This window comes from Vibrio diabolicus (assembly GCF_011801455.1).
GTDB classification, from domain to species: Bacteria; Pseudomonadota; Gammaproteobacteria; order Enterobacterales; family Vibrionaceae; genus Vibrio; species Vibrio diabolicus.
The window spans coordinates 2,223,403-2,246,811 of the sequence record NZ_CP042451.1; the positions used below are offsets into that span (position 1 = coordinate 2,223,403).

At 44.2% G+C, this 23,409-nt stretch carries 19 protein-coding genes and 6 tRNA genes; 13 read left to right on the forward strand and 12 right to left on the reverse strand.

All coding sequences use genetic code 11. From position 1 onward, the window contains the following. Nucleotides 1–139 precede the first annotated feature (139 nt). Entirely contained in the window at nt 140–883 is a 744-nt protein-coding gene (locus tag FR741_RS10530; protein WP_046874702.1) for a VP0952 family biofilm-associated protein, read from the reverse strand. 257 nt (nt 884–1,140) lie between these two features. Between FR741_RS10530 and FR741_RS10535 the strand changes: the two genes are divergently transcribed. Continuing rightward, on the forward strand, nt 1,141–1,443 hold the full coding sequence (locus tag FR741_RS10535) for a DNA base-flipping protein (RefSeq protein WP_005390592.1): 303 nt from the start codon (nt 1,141–1,143) through the stop codon (nt 1,441–1,443). Nucleotides 1,444–1,473: 30 nt separating this feature from the next. Here FR741_RS10535 and FR741_RS10540 read toward each other — a convergent pair whose 3' ends face one another. Further along, complete coding sequence (locus FR741_RS10540; RefSeq protein ID WP_167426764.1) at nt 1,474–1,908, reverse strand: YbaY family lipoprotein; 435 nt, start codon at nt 1,906–1,908, stop codon at nt 1,474–1,476. 240 nt (nt 1,909–2,148) lie between these two features. Between FR741_RS10540 and tesB the strand changes: the two genes are divergently transcribed. Beyond that, nucleotides 2,149–3,009 (forward strand): acyl-CoA thioesterase II, encoded by an 861-nt coding sequence (gene tesB, locus FR741_RS10545; protein WP_167426765.1) that lies wholly within the window; start codon nt 2,149–2,151, stop codon nt 3,007–3,009. A gap of 64 nt (nt 3,010–3,073) precedes the next feature. On the opposite strand, the gene FR741_RS10550 is transcribed toward tesB, so the two are convergent. Then, nucleotides 3,074–6,115, reverse strand: coding sequence for a cadherin repeat domain-containing protein (locus FR741_RS10550; RefSeq protein ID WP_167426766.1), 3,042 nt, complete (start codon nt 6,113–6,115; stop codon nt 3,074–3,076). Between the two features lie 461 nt (nt 6,116–6,576). Beyond that, nucleotides 6,577–7,041, reverse strand: coding sequence for an Lrp/AsnC family transcriptional regulator (locus tag FR741_RS10555; protein ID WP_005390577.1), 465 nt, complete (start codon nt 7,039–7,041; stop codon nt 6,577–6,579). Between the two features lie 138 nt (nt 7,042–7,179). On the opposite strand from FR741_RS10555, the gene FR741_RS10560 reads away from it, so the two are divergent. After that, entirely contained in the window at nt 7,180–8,274 is a 1,095-nt protein-coding gene (locus tag FR741_RS10560) for a PLP-dependent cysteine synthase family protein (protein ID WP_167426767.1), read from the forward strand. Between the two features lie 64 nt (nt 8,275–8,338). Here the strand turns inward: FR741_RS10560 and FR741_RS10565 are convergent, their stop codons facing one another. Beyond that, entirely contained in the window at nt 8,339–8,656 is a 318-nt protein-coding gene (locus FR741_RS10565; RefSeq protein WP_005390574.1) for a DUF1244 domain-containing protein, read from the reverse strand. Nucleotides 8,657–8,869: 213 nt separating this feature from the next. On the opposite strand from FR741_RS10565, the gene FR741_RS10570 reads away from it, so the two are divergent. After that, the gene (locus FR741_RS10570) at nt 8,870–9,445 is read left to right on the forward strand and encodes a porin family protein (RefSeq protein WP_167426768.1); all 576 of its coding nucleotides are present in this window, start codon (nt 8,870–8,872) and stop codon (nt 9,443–9,445) included. A gap of 90 nt (nt 9,446–9,535) precedes the next feature. On the opposite strand, the gene FR741_RS10575 is transcribed toward FR741_RS10570, so the two are convergent. The 3 genes from FR741_RS10575 to FR741_RS10585 all read right to left on the reverse strand — a co-directional run bounded on the left by FR741_RS10575 (nt 9,536) and on the right by FR741_RS10585 (nt 14,178). Next, nucleotides 9,536–9,733, reverse strand: coding sequence for a type II secretion system protein (locus tag FR741_RS10575; protein WP_005390570.1), 198 nt, complete (start codon nt 9,731–9,733; stop codon nt 9,536–9,538). 222 nt (nt 9,734–9,955) lie between these two features. Beyond that, complete coding sequence (vmeF, locus tag FR741_RS10580) at nt 9,956–13,069, reverse strand: multidrug efflux RND transporter permease subunit VmeF (RefSeq protein WP_046874696.1); 3,114 nt, start codon at nt 13,067–13,069, stop codon at nt 9,956–9,958. Beyond that, entirely contained in the window at nt 13,069–14,178 is a 1,110-nt protein-coding gene (locus tag FR741_RS10585) for an efflux RND transporter periplasmic adaptor subunit (protein WP_167426769.1), read from the reverse strand. The genes vmeF and FR741_RS10585 overlap by 1 nt, the downstream gene beginning before the upstream one ends. A gap of 284 nt (nt 14,179–14,462) precedes the next feature. Here FR741_RS10585 and FR741_RS10590 point away from each other — a divergent pair. The 6 genes from FR741_RS10590 to FR741_RS10615 all read left to right on the forward strand — a co-directional run bounded on the left by FR741_RS10590 (nt 14,463) and on the right by FR741_RS10615 (nt 15,392). Further along, a tRNA-Tyr gene (locus FR741_RS10590) sits at nt 14,463–14,547 on the forward strand. A gap of 84 nt (nt 14,548–14,631) precedes the next feature. Continuing rightward, nucleotides 14,632–14,716: transfer RNA gene (locus FR741_RS10595), tRNA-Tyr, on the forward strand. Between the two features lie 84 nt (nt 14,717–14,800). After that, a tRNA-Tyr gene (locus FR741_RS10600) sits at nt 14,801–14,885 on the forward strand. Between the two features lie 84 nt (nt 14,886–14,969). Beyond that, nucleotides 14,970–15,054 (forward strand) — tRNA-Tyr (locus FR741_RS10605). An 84-nt stretch (nt 15,055–15,138) separates the two neighbouring features. Continuing rightward, nucleotides 15,139–15,223, forward strand: a tRNA-Tyr gene (locus FR741_RS10610). A gap of 84 nt (nt 15,224–15,307) precedes the next feature. Next, a tRNA-Tyr gene (locus FR741_RS10615) sits at nt 15,308–15,392 on the forward strand. Nucleotides 15,393–15,823: 431 nt separating this feature from the next. On the opposite strand, the gene FR741_RS10620 is transcribed toward FR741_RS10615, so the two are convergent. Beyond that, complete coding sequence (locus tag FR741_RS10620) at nt 15,824–16,696, reverse strand: Tim44 domain-containing protein (protein ID WP_046874203.1); 873 nt, start codon at nt 16,694–16,696, stop codon at nt 15,824–15,826. Between the two features lie 378 nt (nt 16,697–17,074). On the opposite strand from FR741_RS10620, the gene FR741_RS10625 reads away from it, so the two are divergent. The 3 genes from FR741_RS10625 (at nt 17,075) to FR741_RS10635 (ending at nt 20,605) form a co-directional block, all read left to right on the forward strand. Continuing rightward, nucleotides 17,075–17,665 (forward strand): TetR/AcrR family transcriptional regulator, encoded by a 591-nt coding sequence (locus FR741_RS10625; protein ID WP_006743255.1) that lies wholly within the window; start codon nt 17,075–17,077, stop codon nt 17,663–17,665. Nucleotides 17,666–17,678: 13 nt separating this feature from the next. Further along, complete coding sequence (locus tag FR741_RS10630) at nt 17,679–19,553, forward strand: MFS transporter (RefSeq protein ID WP_167426770.1); 1,875 nt, start codon at nt 17,679–17,681, stop codon at nt 19,551–19,553. Between the two features lie 116 nt (nt 19,554–19,669). Then, nucleotides 19,670–20,605 (forward strand): YeiH family protein, encoded by a 936-nt coding sequence (locus tag FR741_RS10635; RefSeq protein WP_170903023.1) that lies wholly within the window; start codon nt 19,670–19,672, stop codon nt 20,603–20,605. Here the strand turns inward: FR741_RS10635 and FR741_RS10640 are convergent. The 3 genes from FR741_RS10640 to menC form a co-directional block, all read right to left on the reverse strand. Next, nucleotides 20,595–20,783 (reverse strand): hypothetical protein, encoded by a 189-nt coding sequence (locus FR741_RS10640; protein WP_005390556.1) that lies wholly within the window; start codon nt 20,781–20,783, stop codon nt 20,595–20,597. The two genes, FR741_RS10635 and FR741_RS10640, sit on opposite strands and share 11 nt — an antisense overlap. Nucleotides 20,784–20,883: 100 nt before the next feature. After that, nucleotides 20,884–22,311, reverse strand: coding sequence for an o-succinylbenzoate--CoA ligase (gene menE, locus FR741_RS10645; protein ID WP_167426771.1), 1,428 nt, complete (start codon nt 22,309–22,311; stop codon nt 20,884–20,886). Then, entirely contained in the window at nt 22,296–23,285 is a 990-nt protein-coding gene (gene menC, locus FR741_RS10650) for an o-succinylbenzoate synthase (RefSeq protein ID WP_046874206.1), read from the reverse strand. The genes menE and menC overlap by 16 nt, the downstream gene beginning before the upstream one ends. Nucleotides 23,286–23,409 lie beyond the last annotated feature (124 nt).

The following is a 23,409-nucleotide window of genomic DNA, read 5'->3' on the forward strand; positions in this document are numbered from 1 at the left end:
TAAATCAACCACTTATAATGTGGTTATTATTATTGGAAGTTTAGTAAATATGAAATGAAGAACATATACTAATCTTCATTTTGTTCCACAACCAATTCGATAGTCTGCCGCACGTGTCACTTTTTACCTGACGAAATACTCATAATTCTGCCTGTTCATCGCTGCTACGTAAGATATAGTCCGTCATCCAAGCCGTTCCTAACAAACAGATCCAAACAACAAAAACAGGGTTTGGTACATCTGTAGTTGGACTCACCACTAAGGCAGCAAAGCCAACGGTCGGTAACGTCCAGCACAATAGTTTACTCCAACGAATGGAGTGTTTAAGCTTCGCGAGGGTTTCCATTGAAGCCAGCATTCCTGTCACGCTCAATGCCACAAGAACGGCATATGGCAAGCCAGCAATCCATAATGGGAACAACAACAGCATCGGCCACCAGCTGTGCTTATTGGATGGGGTCCAATGTACAGCAGACCACCACATCGCCATGACAGCGACAGTTTGAACCACTGTAACCCAAGCGGAGCCATCTAGCTTCCCACCTTGTTGCGTGACCATAATACCGACTTGTAGAGTAAGTACGATTAGGCCTGCGGTGAGCAGAACGCCCAACGAACTTCTACGAGAGAACACTACCATTAAAAGTGGGAAAAGGATCAAAATACCAATCGATAGCGCGATTGGCTGCATTGAGAGCGTAGCGCCAAAAGCCATCATTGCGCCCAGCAACACCAAACCTGCAAACCCGCCTTGTGGCAAGATCCACAACGCCGGGATCATGAGTGCAAGAACGGGAATATCTCCCTCGCTCAAACTCATCGCTCGAACGCACACCACTGCGAGTAAAGTCGTAATGAAAAATTGAAGTGTCGATAAAATCATAGCGCCTCCTGGCTTCCCCACCTACTTGGTAACTCAACGGCAAAAACTGGGATTAAAAGTCGTTGAGAGGGTCTAGATTCAAGCTTAGCTTGTGTTTGTTTTATGCTTTTTAACGCTCATTAACATACGGCACGACTGAAGAGAAAATGTGATCAACAAAAGTCAATCGCGGGCAATATAAACGTTAAGAACCGTTAGCAATATACAAGTCCGATGGTTTACCATTCCTTAGTAATCCACAATAGACACTTTTGAGTATGGACCAATTTTTAGCGCAAATCTTTGCTGTAATTCACCAAATTCCAAAAGGAAAAGTCTCCACCTACGGGGAAATCGCAAAAATGGCAGGTTACCCGGGCTACGCAAGACATGTTGGTAAGGCGCTTGGTAATTTGCCAGAGGACAGCAAACTCCCGTGGTTTAGAGTGATAAATAGTCAAGGAAAAATATCCTTAAAAGGCAGTAATTTAGAACGACAAACAAAGAAATTAGAAGCCGAAGGAATTGAAGTATCTGAGATTGGAAAAATTTCGCTAAGAAAATACAAATGGCAGCCTTAGGCTGCCATTTTTTGTTCGCTGAGTTTGATATTAACGCGTGCCAACTAGACGAATATCCAACTGGTGAGTTTGTGCTTCATCTGTAATTACACCGTTATGTGTATCGCTGATAAAACGCAATTTACCATCCACTTCAATACGCGCACGGACGCTATAACGATGGTTTGGTTTGATTTCATTGTTATCGTAGTTCAGCTCAAAAGAAAGAGGAACTTGTTTACCTTCCGTTTCGAATGTCTGCTTTGCTAGTACTTTTGCTGGCGCATCAGCCAAAGACACATCTTCTAACGCAACGGTAACCACTGCGTTTGGCGGCAGAGCAATACACTCACGGTAAGCCACTGTACCTGTAATCGTCTTCATTGACGCCTCTGCAGATTCCATTTCTGTATTTTGAGAAGTTTGGCAACCCACTAACGCAGCCCCAAAGAGTAAAGAAGTAACAAGCAGTAGTGTTTTTTTCATATCTTCCTCGAAAAGAGTATTAAACCGGAGCAATTATAGGTGTGGAATATAAAACAGTCTGCTTCCTGCCAGTTTATTTGACAATAGTTTGACTGAGTTAGAATTTATCAAACAATTGATTTTGTTTCATAATCGGAACAATACTATTTCTAAGTTACTCAATAGTTCTTAACTATGGCACTTCACAAGAGTGAGACTGTTGAGGTAAGTTGGAGTGAAAGACAACGGTGAGGAGACACAATGAGTAAACCATTACGAGAATTGCTCAGCCTACTACAACTCGAAAAATTAGAAGAAGGCTTGTTTCGTGGCCAAAGTGAAAACCTAGGTTTGCCTCAAGTGTATGGCGGCCAAGTGATTGGGCAAGCGCTTTCTGCTGCGCGCTACACCGTTGAAGAAACACGCGCGGTGCACTCCTTCCATAGCTATTTTTTGTACCCTGGCGATCCAGAAAAGCCCATCATTTATGATGTAGAAAACCTAAGGGATGGCCGTAGCTTCAGCACCAGACGCGTTAAGGCGATTCAAAATGGACGCCCTATTTTCTACCTAACGGCGTCTTACCATGGCGATCAACCTGGGTTTGATCATCAAAAGGAGATGCCAGACATTCCTGGCCCAGAAAACTTCGCCTCTGAGAGTGAGCTTGCTAGCCATATAGCCGAACTCCTGCCAGAGCGACTACGCAAAACATTTTGTGGTGAAAAGCCAATTGAAACTCGTCCTGTTACGGTCATCAACCCCCTAAAACCCAAAAAAGCAGAGCCTAAACAGTATCTTTGGATTCGTGCCAATGGTGAAATGCCAGAGAACCTGCTTATTCATCAGTACCTGTTGGCCTACGCATCAGATTGGGGATTCCTCGTGACAGCAATGCACCCACATGAAGTGTCATTAATGACGCCAAACTTCCAAGTTGCCACCATTGACCATTCAATCTGGTTCCACCGTCCGTTCAAAATGGATGAATGGCTGTTGTACGCGATAGAAAGCCCAACAGCGAGTAATACTCGTGGGTTAGTGCGTGGCGAAATCTATAACCAGCAAGGTCATTTAGTGGCAACCGCAGTGCAAGAAGGAGTCATGCGCTATACCAAGTAACCCGTGCGCATAAGACGCAAAAAGGAGTGCTCAGCACTCCTTTTTAGTGGGTATCAAACGATGATTAATTCGGTTGATACTTCATAGTAATGACCGACCATTCGTAAAGTGATTTCGGGTAACCGTATTCGCTTTTCCCGTAAACGACATTTGGGTCAGCATAGAATCCACCTTTATCCGTTGCTAAAAATTCACGCACCCCACGACGGTAAGTAATGATTGGTGCAGCCAACTCATACTCTATGTCTTCCAAATTAGAATCATCAATCACTAAGAACCGAGTCATACGGATAGTGCTACCGCTGGTGCAATACCCTGGATCATCATAACTAATTGCATTAAAAGGCTTAAGGTCATCAGCAAATAGCTCTGATGTACATCCATCGAATCGAGCAACATGCACCCATGCAGCCTTTTCTTGTCTTCGGTCATCGCTACCAACTGGCTTAAACATAAATAGCACAACCTTACCTTTACCGTGTTTTTGCAGCTCGTCATCCGTCGGCTCACGTACCGAACGCGAACCCAAGATACCAAATTCACTCTCTTCTAAATTGGCAAACTGTGGGGCACTAAGCGTGCTCACAATGACGGTTTGTTCGCTATTAAGTTGTGTGTATTTATCTGCAACACCCGACTCTGCCAAATCGACACTAACCGTGACTTTTGTTCTTGGTAACGCTTTGTAATCTCGCGATTCACTCTCAGAGATGTCTAGCGCAATAGAATGGTATTGAGAGTAATTGGTTAGCGTCAACTCTGCATTCGCATTGTCTAACGTGGCAAGATCTTTGCTCACAGTATCGCCAAATGAGTAAGTGCGAGTACCGACCGTTCTACCGAAATCTAAGTCAATTGCCTTGAAAGGCGTAAACTCAACGGTTTGAAGTTTCGTGGTAAGACCGGGATGATCCGCTTTATTAATGGTGCCGTTAACCAATACGGTTTTAGTTGTATAGTTACGTGCAGTTAGTGTCACTTCTAATTGGTACTCGCCTGCGTGCAAAATCTTCAAACGCCCCGTTTCAGAAGATACTAACTCAACCACAGGATCTTTTTGGTTAATAAGACGATAGCTGGCTTTCGCCTCTCCTCCACTCATCACTGGTGAGATAATAGTACCCGCTGAAAAGTCTACCGTTGGATAAGCAATCGATACAGGGTTTGTGCCCTGTTTGATCGTTACAGAGAAACTGCTTTCACCCGGAGTAAATTTATCGTCCCCTGCATCCGATACAACAACTCTTGTGCTGCCAGCATTGAGGATGCGCATCTCGCCCGTTTTGCTGTCTAGGGAAACCACATCCGTTGCTGCATTTTCTGCAAATCGATACGAAACTTCGCCAACCGTACCAGAGATGGTCGGTTTTTGAACATAAGGCTGGCTGGTTTTCCAAGTCTCTTCCACATCGGATTGCACATCAATCCGACTCGGCGCACTAAGAATATTAACGTACACTTTCTGATCTGGACCCGCAGTATAATTCGCGCTCTCCTGTCTGCGAACTGTTAACGTCGCTTTACCCGCTTTGTAAACATAGGCACGTCCATCTGCAGTAACCTCTATAACATCTGTAGCAGTGTTATCAACGAGTTCTACATGATCGTTACTTGTACTTAAACCAAAGTCACGACGAAGATCAAAGCTATAGTCTTTGCTATACACCATTTCATAATCTTGTGTCACCATGGCTTTTCCCGCAGCTTTCGCTACTTTGATGACTACATTAAACTGAATTGGTTGATATAAATCCCCACCATCATCTTCAAACTTAAGACGATATTCACCAGCCGTCTCTACTTCTAACTTGCCATCGGTCATTCTTAAACCGTCCGGTAAACTACCGACTAGGCTTACGTTGCCTTTTTGTCCTGAAAATGCCAAAGGAATTGAGAGGCTAGGCTGATAAATAAGCGACATTTCAATGTCGTTCATCACTGGATGAGGCGCGCGATTAACTTCAACATTGAAGCGAGCTTTACTTGCAGGATAATTACGCATTTCATGCTCGTAGATTTCAACTTCAGCCGTACCTACACCTTTGATCAGCAGTGCTTCACTGCTCATAGACTTAGCGATAACATCTGTGCCGCTAATAATTCGCAGTGAATAGTCGCCGCGAGCATTCGTCACCTTAGGGAAAATTCGGCCACCTTCCTCATAAGTTTTCACAACATCCGCTACGCTGATTGCTTCGCGTTGACCTTGTTTTACATCCACAACAAATTGCGCCGTTTGCTGCTTATCTAAAAAGGCATCGCTGTAAGTTGCTGTCGCTTCAACGGTTAACTGCCCAACATTATGAACAAGGAGCACACCTGACTCAGGGTTGAGTAACTCGGCAACTTTGTTGTCTGGTTCGCTGCGAATGATTTTGTATGTGATGCTTTGCGTTTGAGCTTTATCTAAACGTGCAGGTTCTAACGTCAGCCCTTTTCTATATTCGTCTTCCAGCAAGGCGAATTGAAGTTGCCCGGATGCTACTCCATGAAGCTTCACCGTCGCGCGAACTTGCTTCGGCAGATAAAGCTCGTTACCTGAGTCAGTAATCAGTACCGACGCCTGACCAATTGAGCCTAATGAATATACCGAACCGTTCTGATCAACCCGAATCAAGTTATGACCACTTTCTACTTCATAACTCAATTCACCTTTTTGGCCACGAACGGTCAGCGCTTTCCCTTCAGATTCGATTGCATTGAAGTTTAGATCACTAACCGAAAGGTCTGTGTTAATACCTCGTTCCACAGTGATAGAAAATCGTGCTTCAGAGGATTCATAAGCAGAACTGCTATCCGTAGCCAGAATTGTTGCCGTTCCTGGACGCAAAATTTGTAGCATTCCAGAGTCATTAATTTTCACAACATTTATCGGATTAGAGTCAATGACTTGATAAGACACCGAGCCATGTACATTGCTCAATTTTGCCTCTGTAACGGTTCCCACGCCCTCAAACTTCAATACCGTGTCTTCAGCTTTTAACTGTGGACGACTCTGCTTTGTTATCGTAGTTGGTGTCTTTGTATTGTTCGTTTTAGAGTCACCTCCACCACCACAACCAGCGAGTAAAGCCGCAAGAAAAAGCAAATAATATTTTCTGTTCATTTTTAGAAACACTTTGTCACAAATAAGTGCTAGCGATAATAATACGATGTTTTATTAATCACTATATCCATTTTTGAGTACTTTGTTACTTAAGTATTTGCTACTGTATTACGCATAAAAATAAATGTTCAGAAGTGGTGACTAAAATACACAAAACAACACAAAGCAAACGTTTAAATTAAACCAATTAATTAATTTAGTAAGAATGAATATTCAACAAAAATAAAACACGAAAAATAAAGAGAAAAAATTGCGTTATTTTTTCATGCATTTTGCTGTATTAGCGCTTGGTGGAGGATAAAAAACAAACAGTTAATGCGGAAATAGAAGAGAGAATAAATATCGTTTATATTTATTCCAATCCAGTAAAAAGTAACCTAGTTAGAATAACCCTGCTACCTGTTAACACTTAAAATGCTAACAGGTAGAGTAACCATTAAATAAAATTCGTATAAAGCTATTTAGTTGAGAAGTGGTAACTCAGTCGTATATTTAATGGATTCCATAGCAAATGTTGAAGTCACATTAGACAATCCCTTTACACTATTAACTAAGCGCTTATAAAACTCGTCAAAACACTTCATATCTTTCACCAGCACTTTCATCATGTAGTCGTACTCGCCGGCCATACGATAAAACTCCATCACCTCAGGGAAATCACTCACTGTTGTGACAAAGTGGTGATACCAATCTTCGGAGTGATCGATGGTTTTTAGCTGAACAAAAGCGATAAAAGACAGGTCGAGTTTTTCTGCACTCAGTAACGCCACGCGCTTTTCGATGTAGCCTTCTTCTTCCAACCTTTTCAAACGCTTCCAACATGGCGTCGTTGTCAGATTTACCTGCTCTGCTAACTCATTTAATGACAAGGTGCTGTCGGTTTGTAACAACGCAAGCAGCTGTTTATCGACTCGATCCAAACTCATCCTATAAAACCCACGAAGTGTAGAAAACTTTTCTACCATAACATCTATTACCAGCAACTATAGCAAAGTTTTTCTCTCATATTATAGGTAAATTATTCCCATCTAATGCTTATCTATCGATTTCCAAGGAGAGACGCCATGTGTACTGACCACAACTGGATCAACAATGCAGTGCGTAAAATTGAAGCAGACTTTCAACGTTCTGCTGATACTCATTTATTTAAACTCGAACTGCCTTCTCTTGATGGTATCGATATCTACCTAAAAGATGAGAGCACGCACCCAACAGGCTCTCTGAAACACCGATTGGCACGCTCGTTGTTTCTTTATGCGATTTGTAACGGATGGATTGGTCCTGAAACCACAGTGATTGAAGCGTCCTCAGGCAGCACTGCCGTTTCAGAAGCGTATTTTGCTCGCTTGCTTGGCTTACCGTTCATTGCTGTTATGCCGAAAACCACCGCACGTAAAAAGATTGAACAAATTGAGTTTTACGGTGGTAAAGCGCATCTTGTAGAGCGCTCAGATCAGATTTATGACGAGTCTCGACGCTTGGCTCAAGAGTTAAATGGTCACTACATGGATCAGTTTACTTATGCTGAACGTGCGACTGACTGGCGCGGCAACAACAACATTGCGAACTCTATCTTTAGCCAAATGGAACTAGAAGATCACCCAATTCCTAATTGGGTAGTAATGAGCCCAGGAACTGGTGGTACATCCGCAACCATTGGCCGTTATATTCGTTACCAAAAATACGACACCAAACTTTGTGTCGTAGACCCTGAAAACTCGGTGTTTTACGACGCTTTCCAGTCAGGTAATCACTCATTAAAAGGTGAAACCGGCAGCAAAATTGAAGGCATTGGTCGACCACGTGTCGAGCCAAGCTTTATTGCAGGTGTCATTGATGAAATGCGCAAAATTCCAGACGCTGCCAGTGTGGCAACTGCACATTGGGTTTCTCAACTCATTGGGCGTAAAGTCGGTGCATCAACGGGGACGAACCTCTACGGTGTGCTTCAGCTGGCCTGCGAAATGAAACAACGCGGTGAAACAGGCTCTATCGTGACACTTTTATGTGACTCTGGTGAGCGTTACTTAGATACGTATTACGACTTAGCATGGGTAAAAGAGAACATCGGTGATATTCAACCTTACCTCGCGCAACTTGAAGTCATTCAAGCGAAAGGCTGTGTCGAACCTGCATGTTGCGGTCCAATTACCGCTTAATATGTAAATTCGAATGTAAAAAAACAGCCCGCTGATGTGCGGGCTGTTTTTTTGGAAATGAGTATTACTTTTTCTGACGCGCTTCAAACGCCGCCAATTGTTCTGGCGTTGCCGCTGGCTGATGATTTTGTTTCCATTCATCGTAAGTCATGCCGTAAACACGTTCGCGAGCGTCATCAATATCTAAATCCACACCGAGATTTTCCGCTTCAGCTTTGTACCATTTGCTAAAGCAGTTGCGACAGAAGCCCGCAAGAATCATGAGGTCGATGTTCTGCACGTCTTTATTCGCGTCTAAATGCGCCAATAAACGACGAAATGTCGCCGCGTCTAACTTATCTTGTTCTTCTTGAGTCAGGTTTTTATATTTGAATTCAGCCACTTTCCTTTCCTTCTCTCTTATTTGATTGACGTTAGTCACCATACCGAATAGTAAGTTCTCCAGCCTAGGAAGTCTGCTTTAGCGCAACAATTCCCAGTCTAAATGACTACCTTTGCGTAAAAGCTGATATGATAAACGCCATCTATCTTATTGATTAAATTGATATTAACACAACTCATTACAACGGTCTTTTACAAAGGTTATCGTCAAGTTATGAAAAACGCCATTCTATTATTGTCTGCCTTGACCATCAGTGTGCCGACTTTTGCTGCTCAAGAACAAACTCATCAATCTTATTTTTATCTGGGTACTGGTAACGTCGGTTTTGATACACCCTATTTTGGCTCAGACAGAGACAATGAGTGGTCCACACCACATATCACTGTTGGTTGGGGCTATCATGTCAATCAATACCTTGCGTTTGAAGGTGTGCTTCGCTATTCCCAAAACGAACTTAAGAACGACAAACTGAAAACAGATTTGGATTTGCACTATTACCAAGCGGGTATGTCAGCTGTATTGACCAGTGATAACCTTGGCGATACGCCACTTTCTTTGTTCGGCCGCGTGACCGCGTTAGGGACTCAGGCAGAAATGTACGTTCCAAACCAACAAAAAATCACAGATGATTCAGGAGCACTATTCAATATCGGTGCTGGTGTCCATTGGGATATGAGCAAAGATATCTGGTTGCGCGCAGAGTACATCTATAATGTCGCAGATATGGGCTTTGAAGATTTTTACGACAGCTACGAAGGTGTGCAAGTTAGCTTAGGGAAACGCTTCTAACATTAGATAGCACCAAGTTACCAGAATTGAAATACAAACAAGCCGAGGTTTTTACCTCGGCTTGTTTTACAATCTACGGTGTGTCATCAGTTACTGAGCGGAGAACTTTTCTGTTGTCTCTTGATTCACATGGCTACTTGGTTGCCCGGCATCGAGAGAGTGTAAAATGCCATCTTGACGATCTTTTAGTGCATTCGTTAACGTCGGAAGTGCAGTGGTCGCTAACAACGCCATAACACCCGCAACTAAAACCATTTCTACCATGTAACTACCACGTACTTTTTTCAAGAGAACACCTCAAATAATAATAGGTATATGCTGCTTTCCCGGCATGACACCTAACAAGACCCGACATTCAGTCAATACGATGAGCGAGTCCTGTGCCCCTCGAAGAAGTGGCGAAATAATAAACAAAAATAATCATTAGATCTATAAGTAATCACTCTCAATATAAAAAAACACCGAACAACTTTTGTTCGGTGTTTTCAATCAAAGCTTTACGTACAGCGGCTAAGGATGAGCAATACGGCCTTTTGTATCGTGGCTGAGTGCTTTGTTCAATTCTGCTTCTACATGACCTGGCGCCTGTGTTTTCGCCGAAATCAATCGGTACATAGCCGGGATGACAAACAAGGTCACCAATGTCGCAAATCCCATCCCGAAAAAGATCACGGTACCCACGGCAATACGGCTCTCATAACCTGCCCCTGTCGATACAATCAACGGGATAGCACCAGCAAGCGTGGTAAATGCTGTCATCAAGATCGGGCGTAGACGTCGCGCAGCTGCATCAATAACCGCTTTTTCGAATTCAACACCACGGTCACGTAACTGGTTGGCAAATTCGACAATCAAAATGCCGTTTTTCGTCACCATGCCGATCAACATGATCATGCCAATCTGGCTGTAAATGTTCATGCCTTGCCCCATCACAACCAAGCCAAGGAAGCCACCAAATACGCCCATCGGCACCGTAAACATCACCACTAACGGATTCACGAAGCTTTCAAACTGAGCCGCCAACACGAGATACGCCACAAGCAATGCCAACGCAAACACGACAGCAACACTCGCTTGGTTCTCTTTAAAGTCTTTTGACTCGCCAGAATAACTCACCGAGATGTCACCTGGTAAGTTGTCTATCGCTTGTTGATCAAGGTAATTCAGCGCATCTCCTAATGTGTAGCCTTCTGACAGATTAGCCGTAATAGTGATGGATTTCTGTTTGTTGTAATGAGATAGACGAATAGAAGCTGCCACTTCTTCAATTTTAGTGACCGCGTCTAAAGTCACTAACTGCCCACTATTAGTTCGCAGATAAATCTGGCTTAAATCCGCTGCATTATTAAAGCTGTTTTCATCACCACGAAGATACACATCATACTCTTCGCCACGCTCAACATAAGTCGTTTCACTTTTACCACCAAGCATGATTTCTAGCGTATCAGAAATGTCTTTGACACTGACCCCTAGTTCTGCGGCACGCTGTCTGTCGACCGTAACCAATAGCTCTGGCGTTTTCTCTGAGTAATCGATCTCAGCACCTTCCATCATTGGCGATTCTTCTGCTTTGTTTTTCAACATTTCAGCCCAGACGAGAAGTTCATCGTAATCAGAGCCACCTAACACAAACTGAACAGGCTCACTCGAACCACCTTGGAAACCAGGCATGAATGGGAACACTCGAACATCAGGTATGCCAGCCAGTGCACCACGCACTTTGTTAAGCGCTTCCTGAGCTGTTACATCTCGCTCGTTCCAGTCTTCTAGAATCATGATAACAAAGCCGGTTTGATCGCCTGCCTGTCCACCAAATGCAGGCGTTTGGATACTAAACGACTTCAGATACCCTTGCCCGAGTAATGGCATCAATCGGTCTTCAACAATGTCCATATTGGCTGACATACGATTGTATGACGTAGCATCAGCCCCGCGTACAAACGCAAACATCACGCCGCGATCTTCTTGAGGGGTCAACTGGGCTGGCACTTGGTTCATCAAGAAGTAACTGCCGCCCAAACACGCCAAAATCACCAGCGGTGCAGCCCAACGCATTTTCAATGCGCCTTTCAATAATGAGCGGTAACCACTCTCAAGTTTACTAAATAGGCGATCGACCACTTGATTAAATCGATTTGGTTTTACATTCGCCTTCAAAATCTGACTACCCAATACAGGAGTTAATGTTAGGGCGATCAAAGACGAGAAAATTACTGACATCGCCAACAAGACAGAAAACTCAGTAAATAGCAGACCTACCATGCCATCCATAAAAGAAATCGGCAGGAATACCATCACCAGCACTAGCGTTGTCGCGATAACGGCAAAGCCTACTTCCCGCGTGCCTTTATAGGCCGCAAGCAAAGGCGATTCACCACGTTCGATATGGTGGAAGATGTTTTCAACAACCACAATCGCGTCATCCACTACCAAGCCGATAGACAGGATCAACGCCATCAAGGTGATTAAGTTGATAGAAAAGCCAAAGTAATAAGCGGCAATGAATGAGGAAATCAGCGATACCGGAACCGTAACAGCTGGGATCAAGGTTGCACGAGCTTGACCAATGAAGATGTACAACACCAAAATAACCAAACCGCCCGTAATAAACAGCGTGCTATATACCTCTTCTATCGAACGCTCGATAAACACCGTCGCATCGTAGTCGATAGCAAGCCGCGTTCCTTCCGGCAAGAACTTCTGGATATTATCAACTTCAGCTCGAACTAATTTTGCTACTTCTAACGGGTTCGCATCAGACTGAGGAACAACCCCCAAACTAACATTGACGACGCCATCGCTTTTAAAGGTCGAGTTTTCGTTCTCTGCACCGATAAAAACATCAGCGACATCTTTCAAATAGATAGGCGTATTGTCGCTTGCCCTTTTAATCACGAGGTACTGAAAATCTTCCGGCGTGTTATAGCTACGCGCTGTCCGTACCGACATGACTGTCGAATCATTACGAACTTCACCACCCGGACTTTCTAAGTTTTCACTTCGCAGTGCCGATGTAATGTCCGAAGCCGTGACTGAGCGCCCCGCCATCAGCTCTGGCTTAAGCTTCACGTACATCACTTTGTACAAACCACCAGAAAGATCAATGGAGCTCACCCCAGAGATCAAGCTAAAGCGATCCATCAATACACGTTCGGCATAATCCGTCAATTGAGTGCGGTCCATCTCTGCAGAGCTGAGGTTTATATATAGGGAGGCCTGACCTGAACCGTTATTCTTGTAGACAATTGGATCGTCCGCTTCATCAGGTAGCGAACGTTGAGCGCGAGCCACCGCGTCGCGAACATCACTAACACCCGTATTGAGATCGTAACCTAGCTCAAAAGTGATCGTGATACGCGAACTGCTGTTTCGCGTCGTCGAACTGATCTCATCTATTCCGCTGATGCCTGAAAGCTGATCTTCTAATACAGAAGTAATTTGACTCTCGATGATCGTCGCGGAAGCGCCCTCATAACGCGTACTAATGGAAACGACCGGACTTTCAATGTCCGGCATTTCTCGCACCGCTAGTTTCGTAAAGGATACAAAACCAAATACACACAGCAGCATACTCAATACCAACGCTGCGACTGGGCGTTTTACAGAAACGTCAGAAAGTAACATTAGTTTGCTTCCTTAGCCGCTTCGTCTTGCGTGCTTTGAACACCTTGATTACCAGTTGCGTTAGCTGTTTCTGCCTTTCCTGGTGCGACAATTTCCTTAACTTCAACACCATCTCGCATATTAACGATGCCCTGTACAACAATTTTGTCGCCAACTTCAACGCCTGACTCAATAACGACTTCGTTATCGACACGAGCACCGAGAATGACTTCTTGTCGAGTCGCTTTATTGTTGCCATCGATGACGTATACGTAACGCTTGGTGCCAGAGTATTCTAGTGCTTGAACCGGGATAATTGGCGCTTCAATCGCAGGGAAGGCCAATGATGCATTCATTAACATGCCCGGCTTTAAGAGGTTTTCAGGGTTCTCAAACTCAATACGTACACGCAGGTTCAGCGTTTCTGCGCTGATTCGCGTATCAATACCTGTGACTTGACCAGTAAACATCTGTTCACCCCATGCACTGGTTTTGGCAATGACTTCCATACCAATAGAAAGCATTGATAAATAGCGCTCCGGTACTTGTAAGTCCAGCTCCATGACGGAAAGGTCATCCAAGGTCAACAGCTCTGTACCCGCGCTAACCATTTTACCGCGACTAAAATCGATGAAACCAACAGTGCCAGAGAATGGAGCCGTAATATGAAGATCGGCCAAATTTGCTTGAGCGGCGTCCAGCCTTGCTTGTGCGATTTCAACACTTGCTTTTTGTGCGTCGATCTCAGTTTGGGTGATAGCATTTCGCTTAACCAAACGTTGAAACTCTTTTAGCTTACGTTGTTCATCTTTAAGGTACGCCTTTGCCTCAATCAAAGCGGCTTGAGCCTTATCATCATCCAACTTGATTAACAGCTGACCTTGTTGGACATTTTGATTCGCTTTAACAGCGATTTGATTCACTTTGCCGGCGACTTCCGATGCAACAACCACAGACTCCGCCGCTTCTAATTTACCGATAAGCGATAAGGATTGATTGATCTCGTGCGTTTCTACTTGTTCAGTTACGACGGTAACTGCTGAGCCTCGCATAGCTGCGAAAGCTGATGGAGAACTCATTAATATAGAAAGCGTTAAAACAGATAACGATAACGTGGCTTTCATGCTCATGATATTGACTTCTAAACGAATAAACTTATGTCATTAAACTGCTTACATTTTATCAGTAGATACGTGGTTTAACGTCAAGTAGTGTAAATTCAAGTAAAAAGAGCGTTTCTCTTCTGTTCAAAGGACACACAAAACGCTGACTTTCTACCATCTTTGCCCAAAAAGACAGCATTCAACGTAAAAACGCAAGAAAAACGCTTTACAGCCTGAGCGAGTTTGCTATGATTCGCTCCGCACTTGGGAGATGAGTTGGGAAAACATCTTGCTAAGTATAAAAATCCTCTGGAGGGGTTCCCGAGTGGCCAAAGGGAGCAGACTGTAAATCTGCCGGCACTGCCTTCGATGGTTCGAATCCGTCCCCCTCCACCATATTCTTTCTTGTGTTTTTCCTTTAAACATAAGAACAACTTGGAAGCTAGGTTGGGAAACTATCATTCAAGTATAAAACACCCTGGAGGGGTTCCCGAGTGGCCAAAGGGAGCAGACTGTAAATCTGCCGGCACTGCCTTCGATGGTTCGAATCCGTCCCCCTCCACCATATTCTTTCTTGTGTTTTTCCTTTAAACATAAGAACAACTTGGAAGCTAGGTTGGGAAACTATCTTTTAAGTATAAAACACCCTGGAGGGGTTCCCGAGTGGCCAAAGGGAGCAGACTGTAAATCTGCCGGCACTGCCTTCGATGGTTCGAATCCGTCCCCCTCCACCATATTCTCTCTTGTGTTTTTCCTTTAAACATAAGAACAACTTGGAAGTTAGGTTGGGAAACTATCTTTTAAGTATAAAACACCCTGGAGGGGTTCCCGAGTGGCCAAAGGGAGCAGACTGTAAATCTGCCGGCACTGCCTTCGATGGTTCGAATCCGTCCCCCTCCACCATATTCTTTCTTGTGTTTTTCCTTTAAACATAAGAACAACTTGGAAGCTAGGTTGGGAAACTATCTTTTAAGTATAAAACACCCTGGAGGGGTTCCCGAGTGGCCAAAGGGAGCAGACTGTAAATCTGCCGGCACTGCCTTCGATGGTTCGAATCCGTCCCCCTCCACCATATTCTTTCTTGTGTTTTTCCTTTAAACATAAGAACAACTTGGAAGCTAGGTTGGGAAACTATCATTCAAGTATAAAACACCCTGGAGGGGTTCCCGAGTGGCCAAAGGGAGCAGACTGTAAATCTGCCGGCACTGCCTTCGATGGTTCGAATCCGTCCCCCTCCACCATATTGAAAAAGCCAGCTCATTGAGCTGGCTTTTTTCGTTTCGGACTCTTGATAAAGTAAAGTAACAAGCCCCTCCTTATTTAACCCAACTTCTTCGCTATTCTACCTCTGTTTGGATCCTACTTTAACAACTGGGCCGAAGCGAATCTCCGATGGCCAAAGTTCGGATCTGGTCGTTGTAATACAAACAATGAACTAGCACTTTGTCCTTGTTTTATCGCAATGACCATAATGTGAATGCTAAAAACATTCAGTAAAACACTTGAGGACTGACTAGCAAAAAGATATTCGGCAGAGTTAAGCGCGAGCCATGATGAAGTCTCCATCTGGCAGGTTTTATAAAAACACCTTTCGTAAATACAAACGACAGATACAAAAAATCCCGCAGGGGGCGCGGGATTTTTATTAGTGACTAAATTGGTTTAAAGGTGACTAGCCTTGAATACCAACGATTAACCATGGTGCATTAGGCACAGTCAGGTCACGCTCTAGGTGCCAGATATCTTCGATTTCTTCTTCAACACCTTCTACTGTGTCACGGTAACGACCGCTAAACTGCAGGCTAAGCTGTGCTTTATTTGCATCGTAATCGGCACGGACGATCTCTGCATCAACGTACATTACATCAGTATGCTGCTCACCGTCGAGCTTCGCGCGCTCTGCTTTCAGATCTTCAAACAAGCTTGGAGAAACATATTCTTCAATGGTTTCCAGTTGATTGTGATTCCACGCACCTTGCAGGATTCGGTAGTGTTCACGAGAGCCGTTAATAAACGCTGCTTGGTCAAAGCCCGGTGGGTAGTTATGTGGTACGTCCGTTTGAGCGCCGAAACCACCAAAGCCACCATTATTTGTGTTTGGCTGTTGCTCAAAGTTTTGCATGTTTGGTTGCTCAAACTTAGATGCGTTACCACCAAATGCAGGTTGCTGACGATGCTGGTTCATACTGCCCTGCTTCGCACCTAGCATACCGCGCATTAATTTAAAGATGACAAAGGCAATCAAACCAATAATTAGGATATCCATAAATTGGATACCTTCAAAAGCACCGCCAAAGAATGCAGCAAGTAGACCACCAGCAAGAAGTCCGCCTAGCAGACCGCCCATTAAGCCTTTTTTACTTGAAGACTTCGCCGTCTGATCTTTGCCTACCGTATTGGTGTTTTGTTGCTGTTGTTTTGGTGCTGGCGCTGTTTTGTAGCTCTTACCGAAAGACTTACTGCCACCAAACTTCTTCGCTTCCGCGATAGGCGTTACAGCAACGGTAAACATCAACAGAGCAACAATAGAAAATAAACGTTTCATCGTTATCCTTAAAGTTAGCTATCTAAGATTGTGCTCTATCAGACGAAACAACGATTGTTTCAAACAGTAGCACGCCAAAGATGATTGTTGCGTCATCATACTCTGTATGCCTGTTGATGAAAACAGCTTACAGAAGCTGACATGTATCAGAATATTGCCAACGATACAGACCGCTCTCGGTTAACTTCGAGATACTTGGTTCGTTTAGAAATGCTGGGAATGAACTCGCTACTACTCGGGGATGTTTTACTTGAATTAGAATCAGTGACACAGCTCAGAATCCTGGACCTTGACGTCACTTGAGTATATTGCCTTGTTGACGGTTAATAGGTAGCTGACTATCATATTGAACGATGTTCAATAAAGCAGTTTGAGAGTATGGCGCGCAGAAACGATCACACCAGAGAAGAGTTAGTGAATTTGACTTTAACAACAGTCAAAAACTTTTTAGATGAGAATTCTTACCACGAACTCAGTCTTCGTAAAATAGCTAACATGATTGGTTACGTGCCAAGCACATTAGTCAACATTTTTGGCAACTATAACCTGTTACTTTTACACGTAGTCGCGCAAACTTTAGACGAACTCTCCCAAGAAGCATTGAAGGCGACCAATAGTAGTAAAGACGCTCATCAAGCTCTATTTGAACTGGCTTATTGCTACCACGATTTCGCTCAAAAGCACCCTTACCGTTGGCAGTTAGTCTTCGAGCACAACATGAATGGTGCAGAGCTTCCAGAATGGCATGCCAAACGTATCGACGGGATGACAGGAATGCTGGAGTCACTATTGGCTCAAATCGCACCACATCGTACCGAGTCCGAAGTGATTCAAGCGAGTCGAGTGCTTTGGTCTGGCGTACACGGCATTACTTTACTCAGTGTTGATGATAAATTTTTCTCTAGTGAACCCATTGATGGTAAAGAATTAATCAGTAACCTGCTTTCTAACTACCTCACAAACTGGTAACAAAGGATTATCCATGTCGTCCGACAGACAGCCGTCCTTACTTACGCAAAGAAAGTTCCTACCCTATTTCATCACTCAGTTTTTTGGCGCTTTCAACGACAATATTTTTAAAAACGTTTTGCTGCTGTTTGTCGCCTTCGCGGGATCCAGCGCACTACCTATTTCGAGCAACTTGTTCATCAATTTAGCGGCTGGCTTGTTCATTCTACCGTTCTTTCTATTCTCCGCTTCAGCTGGCGTATTAGCCGATAAATATGAAAAATCATGGTTTATTCGCAAGGTAAAGCTGTTTGAAATCGCCATCATGCTTTTGGGCGCCATTGGTTTTATAACCGAAAGTTATGGTGTGCTTTTGCTGCTACTGTTCTTAATGGGCACACAGTCAGCATTCTTTGGACCGGTTAAATATGCCCTTTTGCCCCAAAAATTAAACGCGAAAGAGTTAGTGCCAGGCAACGCCCTTGTTGAAGCTGGTACCTTTATCGCCATCCTTATTGGTACCCTAGGTGCTGGAATTATCGCCTCAGCAGACAACGCAAAATACCTTGCCGCATTTTGTGTCGTACTCTTTGCATTGTTGGGATATTTGTCGAGCCGATCAATACCCTTTGCAGCCGCCAGCGCACCTAATCTTTCTTTTCGTTGGCAACCGTACAAACAAACTAAACACACGCTATCCATCGCAAAATCAGATCGTGTTGTTTTTCAATGTATTATGGCGATAAGCTGGTTCTGGTTTTTAGGCGCCGCCTATCTAACCCAGTTCCCGAATTTCACCAAGATTTACTTAAATGGCACCGAGAGTGCGGTGTCTTTCTTGCTAGCTCTGTTTTCCATTGGTATCGCGCTGGGGTCGCTACTTTGCAATTGGATCTCAAATCATCGTATCGAAGTCGGTATTGTGCCTATTGGCGCACTTGGCATTACGGTATTTGGGTACTTGATGGCAACCTCCATTCCAAGTGACCTACCTATCTTCCAGAACTTTGTAGACTTCTTTAGATATGAGCCTTTTTGGCCATTATTTTTCTATCTATTCATGATTGGCGCCTCTGGCGGGCTGTTTATCGTACCGCTTTACGCATTAATGCAACATAGAGCAAAGGAAACCGAGCGCGCACAAGTCATCGCAGGGCTCAACATCTTTAACTCTCTGTTTATGGTCGGCAGTGCTGTCTTAGGTATTGTGTGCCTGAGTGTCATCAAGATGACAATTCCTCAGTTGTTTGCATTGTTAGCCATTTTGAATTTCTTGGTCGCTGCTTACATTTTTTTGCAAATACCGATATTCGTTGTCCGTTTTGTGGTTTGGATGCTAACTCACACTATTTATCGAGTGAAACATAAAAACCTACATAACTTGCCAGAACAAGGCGGTGCATTAATCGTATGTAATCACGTGAGCTATATGGACGCCTTGCTACTTAGCGCAGTATGCCCAAGGTTGATTCGTTTTGTGATGGAGGAAGATTACGCCAACCTACCTCCACTAAGACGCTTTTTACGCAGAACTGGGGTAATTCCAATTTCAGCGAGTAACAGAAACTCCATCAGGCGTGCATTTAATGATGTAGAAACCGCATTAAGCGAAGGACATATTGTCTGTATTTTCCCAGAGGGGAAATTAACCTCAGACGGTGAAATGAATGAATTCATGCGTGGCATTGATATTATTCTGCGTCGCAGCCCAGTACCTGTCATACCCGTGGCACTCAAAGGCTTATGGGGAAGCTATTTCAGCCGCGCGAAAGGCCGCGCATGTTGTGGCTTACCGACTCGATTTTGGTCAAAGCTAGAAATTGAAGCCGGACAGCCGGTTCCACCAAATGAAGCAACGGCAAAAACGATGTTCGATAGAGTGCATCAACTTAGAGGCGACTGGCGATAAAAATACATTTGAACACATGTTTAGAATAACTGAACATGTGTTCAAATCATTAAGACAAACTGACCACACTCAGTGCGATATACTCGCGCTTTCATTCACAACAGCGAATAAAAACCTTGAATAGAAACTACCTCTTGTTTGGATTGGCGTTACTCGTTTGCTTAACCCCTTTTGTCTCCTCTCCTATTGCCCTAGTTATTGGTTTTCTACTCGCAAGTTTTGGTTTTGTGCCTTCAGAACTGCCCATTGCTTCTTTTACTAAAAAGCTGCTGTCCTACTCGATTATTGGTTTAGGCTTTGGCATCAACTTTGAGCAAGCACTCTCTGTCACGTCGGATGGTATCGGTCTGATTATCGCCACGATTGCGGGCACACTGATCATAGGCACTATCATTGCCAGAATAATTAAGTTGGAGCGAGTAACCGCATACTTAATCTCGTCAGGTACAGCAATTTGTGGTGGTAGTGCAATTGCCGCTGTAGCACCAGCGATTAAAGCAAAAGACGAACAGATTGGATTAGCACTGGCAACGGTATTTGTCCTAAACTCCATCGCACTATTCGTGTTTCCTGTGGTTGGGCATGCTTTAGGGCTAGATCAACACACATTTGGTACATGGGCCGCGATTGCTATTCATGACACGTCTTCTGTTGTTGGGGCTGCCTCAGCCTACGGTGAAGAAGCGCTAACTACAGCAACAACGTTAAAACTCGCACGAGCTTTGTGGATCATCCCTGTCGCACTGATCAGTGCCGTGATCTTTTCGAGAGACCAGAAAGAGAATGGAACGAAAAAGTTAGTTATTCCTTATTTCATTTTTTGGTACTGCGCAGCCATCGCGTTTAGCGACTTCTTCCCTCAATTTGAAATGGTCTATCACGGTATTTTCGTTGGAGCGAAACAAGCTTTGGTGGTGTGCCTGTTCCTGATTGGTTGCAGCATTTCAATTTCGAAGCTGAGGTCTGCTGGAGCTAAGCCACTGTTATTTGGTATAACTCTGTGGGTGTTAATTTCAACCACTTCTCTAAGTTGGTTATTGTTTAGATATTAGTGGTCTTCTCATCGTGTTGAGATGACGACGGCTCAAGTTTGCTGTTTTTGTATGTAACAACCAATGCGATAGCGATCAAAAAAGCCGTCAGCTCTGCAAGAGAGCGGGCGAGCCCTTCACTGCTTATTGCAATACCAATTTGTAGTGCTACCGCCGCAATTAATACTAGCTTTACCATCCTGAACCTTATGCCTTTTCTCTCCTCGAAGAAGCATAATTATGATTCAGAGTTATAAGGATACGAAATTCCCTTTCTGACTAATACATAGCAAAATTGACTAATGATTAATTGATGGCAATAGCCACTCCTTCACTGCCTTCCGAGAAACTTTGATCCCACTTTCTAGTAGCACTTGTGGCATTAAATGGTATTCCACTGGCCATTTAAACTTCTCTAATCTGGGTTGCAAATGCAGGTCATATTCCGCTTTGCTGCGCAAATAATTGGTCTGAATCACAGCAACAGGGCGATGACCAAATTCCGCATCTTCGACTGGAACCACTATGCTCTGCAACACGCCATCAATTTGGTTCAATGCTGCCTCAATCTCTTCACAATGAATGTTCTCACCACCAGAGATAAATTGATTGTCGGCACGGCCGATGATCTTTAACTCGTCACCTTGCCACTCACCGAGATCCTTGCTGTCGAACCAGCCTTTCTCATCCAGAAACGGAGTAACATGACCTTGATGAAAATACCCTGCCGCTAATGTTTTACCACCGACAAAAATGCGTTGGTCAACCAACTTTATCTTACGATGATTCAATACGTGTCCAGCATTACTGATACTGTCAATTCTCTTTGCGGTAACGGTAGAGGCTGCTTCCGTCATCCCATAACCTAACCACGCCTCAATCCCTCGTCCTGTTGCTCGCAACGCCAACTCGTGAGCAACGTGGCTGCCGCCCAATAGCACATGCGTCAATGACAAGTGAGCATCATCATCCAATAGCCGTTTGAGCTGCGTGGCAACCAAAGATGCGTGTGACACGCCCTGAATATCTTCGACAAGTTTTCCTGTACCGATTTTCAATGTCGCTCCGACATATAGCCAACGATATACAATCGCCAATCCAGAGACGTGATAAAGCGGAAGCGACAATAGCCAAGAATCTTGCTGAGTGAAAATGAACTCTTGCAACAAGCCTTCTGCGGATGCAAGGTGTTGTCGATGTGTATGAACCACAGCTTTAGGCTCCCCTGTAGAGCCAGAAGTAAATACTACTGAAGCGAGCCGGTCATGATGATAGCTATCTTCAGTCAACGAGTCACTCTCTTGCTGTGATACTACAGGCAGTGAAAGCAATGTTGCCTTGAGTTTTTGTATATCATGTTCAGAAAAGGTCGAAGCGCACTCCTGAGCAAACCAGATAAACCGAGTTTGTTCAGGTTTATAAAGGGTCGCAAGTTTACTCTGTAGCGTATCGAGTGGTTGTACCATGGTCAGCGCGGCAAGTGCGCCTAACTGCTTGGAAGCAAGATAAAACAGCAGTGTTTCTACTTGGTTTTTACCTACCAAGGTCAGCACATCTCCCCGCGTTACGCCCAAGTCATTCAAATAGTAAGCATATTGGTCAATACGTACTGAGAGTTGTTGCCAGTTTAATGTTTCTGTTGGTGTCTTGAGCGCAATAGAAAAAGGGCTCGTTTGAGCCCAATATTTCCACGGTGCCTTCGCAACATTGTCTATGCAGAATGCCACACAATCTCCTGATCTTTCAGAGGAAGAACGGGAAGTTCACACTTAGGCCAGCCTTGCTCTAACTGAGCTTTAAATAAGCCAATCGTATCCAAACCTGGAACTTCATCAGGCAGCTGCCATTGGGCAAAACGCGCTAATTGAGTTAAACCGAGACTGGATTCAATACTCGAGCTAATAACCGCTTTCATTCCCAGTGACTTCGCCTTCTCTATCAGTGTAATACAAAAATCCACCGAACCAATGAGTGTGGGTTTGATGATGATCGTTTTCACACCAGTTAGATCTTCAAGACGGAAATCCTCTCGACGAACCGCATCTTGCAACGTTTCATCCCAAGCAATCGCAATACCAGTATTGATAGCAAAAGAGAGACTATCGCCAGGAGAGCGGCACGGCTCTTCCAAAAAGGTAATGCGCTGACGCAGAGACGGAGTAATGTATTTAGCAAACTGTTGCGCTTTTTCTGGTGTCCAAGCGCGGTTTGCATCAAGTCGAAGCGTTAATTGAGGGATAGATTCAAGGAAAAGGTTCACAAGCATGCCATCGCGAATTGGCTCATAAAGCCCGACTTTTACTTTCGCGACTTTCTCGCCTTCCATTTCGTTCAGCTTTGGAATGAGCTCGTCTGGGTCACCAGTACACAGCGGCGCTGTTTGATACTTACCTTGTTGGGGTAAGCCACCAGCTAACTCTAACTGTGCCATCGATAAACCAAACGCGACCGATGGATACATGTTGGCGTAATCCACATCCAATCCTGCGACCCAACGCTCCGCTTGTTCCTGTAGCTGAATACCAGCATCTTCGGTGCTCTCTAAACTAAAACCAGGAAGAGGAGCGACTTCTCCAAGCCCTATTTGGTCACCTTCAGAAAGCACAACAACATAACCAACACGTTCAGTTAGCTTATTGTCTCGCAGGATGACACCACTATCCATGGGCAAGATATAACGATAAATTTTCGCTTCACGCATAATTCGAGTCCTATGTAATGCCGTATATTTGAGCGTTCTGGCGAGCAATCTCACCAGCCTCCCAGAGGGCGAGGCGCTCAGGAAAAATGGAACAGAGGAGCTAAAACACTCCTCTTTTTATACG

Bases quoted from the DNA above. Each gene is read 5' to 3' on its own strand.
- FR741_RS10555 (WP_005390577.1), bottom strand. From the start codon at position 7,041: ATGAGTTTGGATCGAGTCGATAAACAGCTGCTTGCGTTGTTACAAACC.
- FR741_RS10550 (WP_167426766.1), bottom strand. From the start codon at position 6,115: ATGAACAGAAAATATTATTTGCTTTTTCTTGCGGCTTTACTCGCTGGT.
- menC (WP_046874206.1), bottom strand. From the start codon at position 23,285: ATGCGTGAAGCGAAAATTTATCGTTATATCTTGCCCATGGATAGTGGT.
- FR741_RS10630 (WP_167426770.1), top strand. From the start codon at position 17,679: ATGTCGTCCGACAGACAGCCGTCCTTACTTACGCAAAGAAAGTTCCTA.
- FR741_RS10640 (WP_005390556.1), bottom strand. From the start codon at position 20,783: ATGGTAAAGCTAGTATTAATTGCGGCGGTAGCACTACAAATTGGTATT.
- FR741_RS10585 (WP_167426769.1), bottom strand. From the start codon at position 14,178: ATGAGCATGAAAGCCACGTTATCGTTATCTGTTTTAACGCTTTCTATA.
- FR741_RS10625 (WP_006743255.1), top strand. From the start codon at position 17,075: ATGGCGCGCAGAAACGATCACACCAGAGAAGAGTTAGTGAATTTGACT.
- FR741_RS10540 (WP_167426764.1), bottom strand. From the start codon at position 1,908: ATGAAAAAAACACTACTGCTTGTTACTTCTTTACTCTTTGGGGCTGCG.
- tesB (WP_167426765.1), top strand. From the start codon at position 2,149: ATGAGTAAACCATTACGAGAATTGCTCAGCCTACTACAACTCGAAAAA.
- vmeF (WP_046874696.1), bottom strand. From the start codon at position 13,069: ATGTTACTTTCTGACGTTTCTGTAAAACGCCCAGTCGCAGCGTTGGTA.
- FR741_RS10570 (WP_167426768.1), top strand. From the start codon at position 8,870: ATGAAAAACGCCATTCTATTATTGTCTGCCTTGACCATCAGTGTGCCG.
- FR741_RS10620 (WP_046874203.1), bottom strand. From the start codon at position 16,696: ATGAAACGTTTATTTTCTATTGTTGCTCTGTTGATGTTTACCGTTGCT.
- FR741_RS10530 (WP_046874702.1), bottom strand. From the start codon at position 883: ATGATTTTATCGACACTTCAATTTTTCATTACGACTTTACTCGCAGTG.
- FR741_RS10535 (WP_005390592.1), top strand. From the start codon at position 1,141: ATGGACCAATTTTTAGCGCAAATCTTTGCTGTAATTCACCAAATTCCA.
- FR741_RS10560 (WP_167426767.1), top strand. From the start codon at position 7,180: ATGTGTACTGACCACAACTGGATCAACAATGCAGTGCGTAAAATTGAA.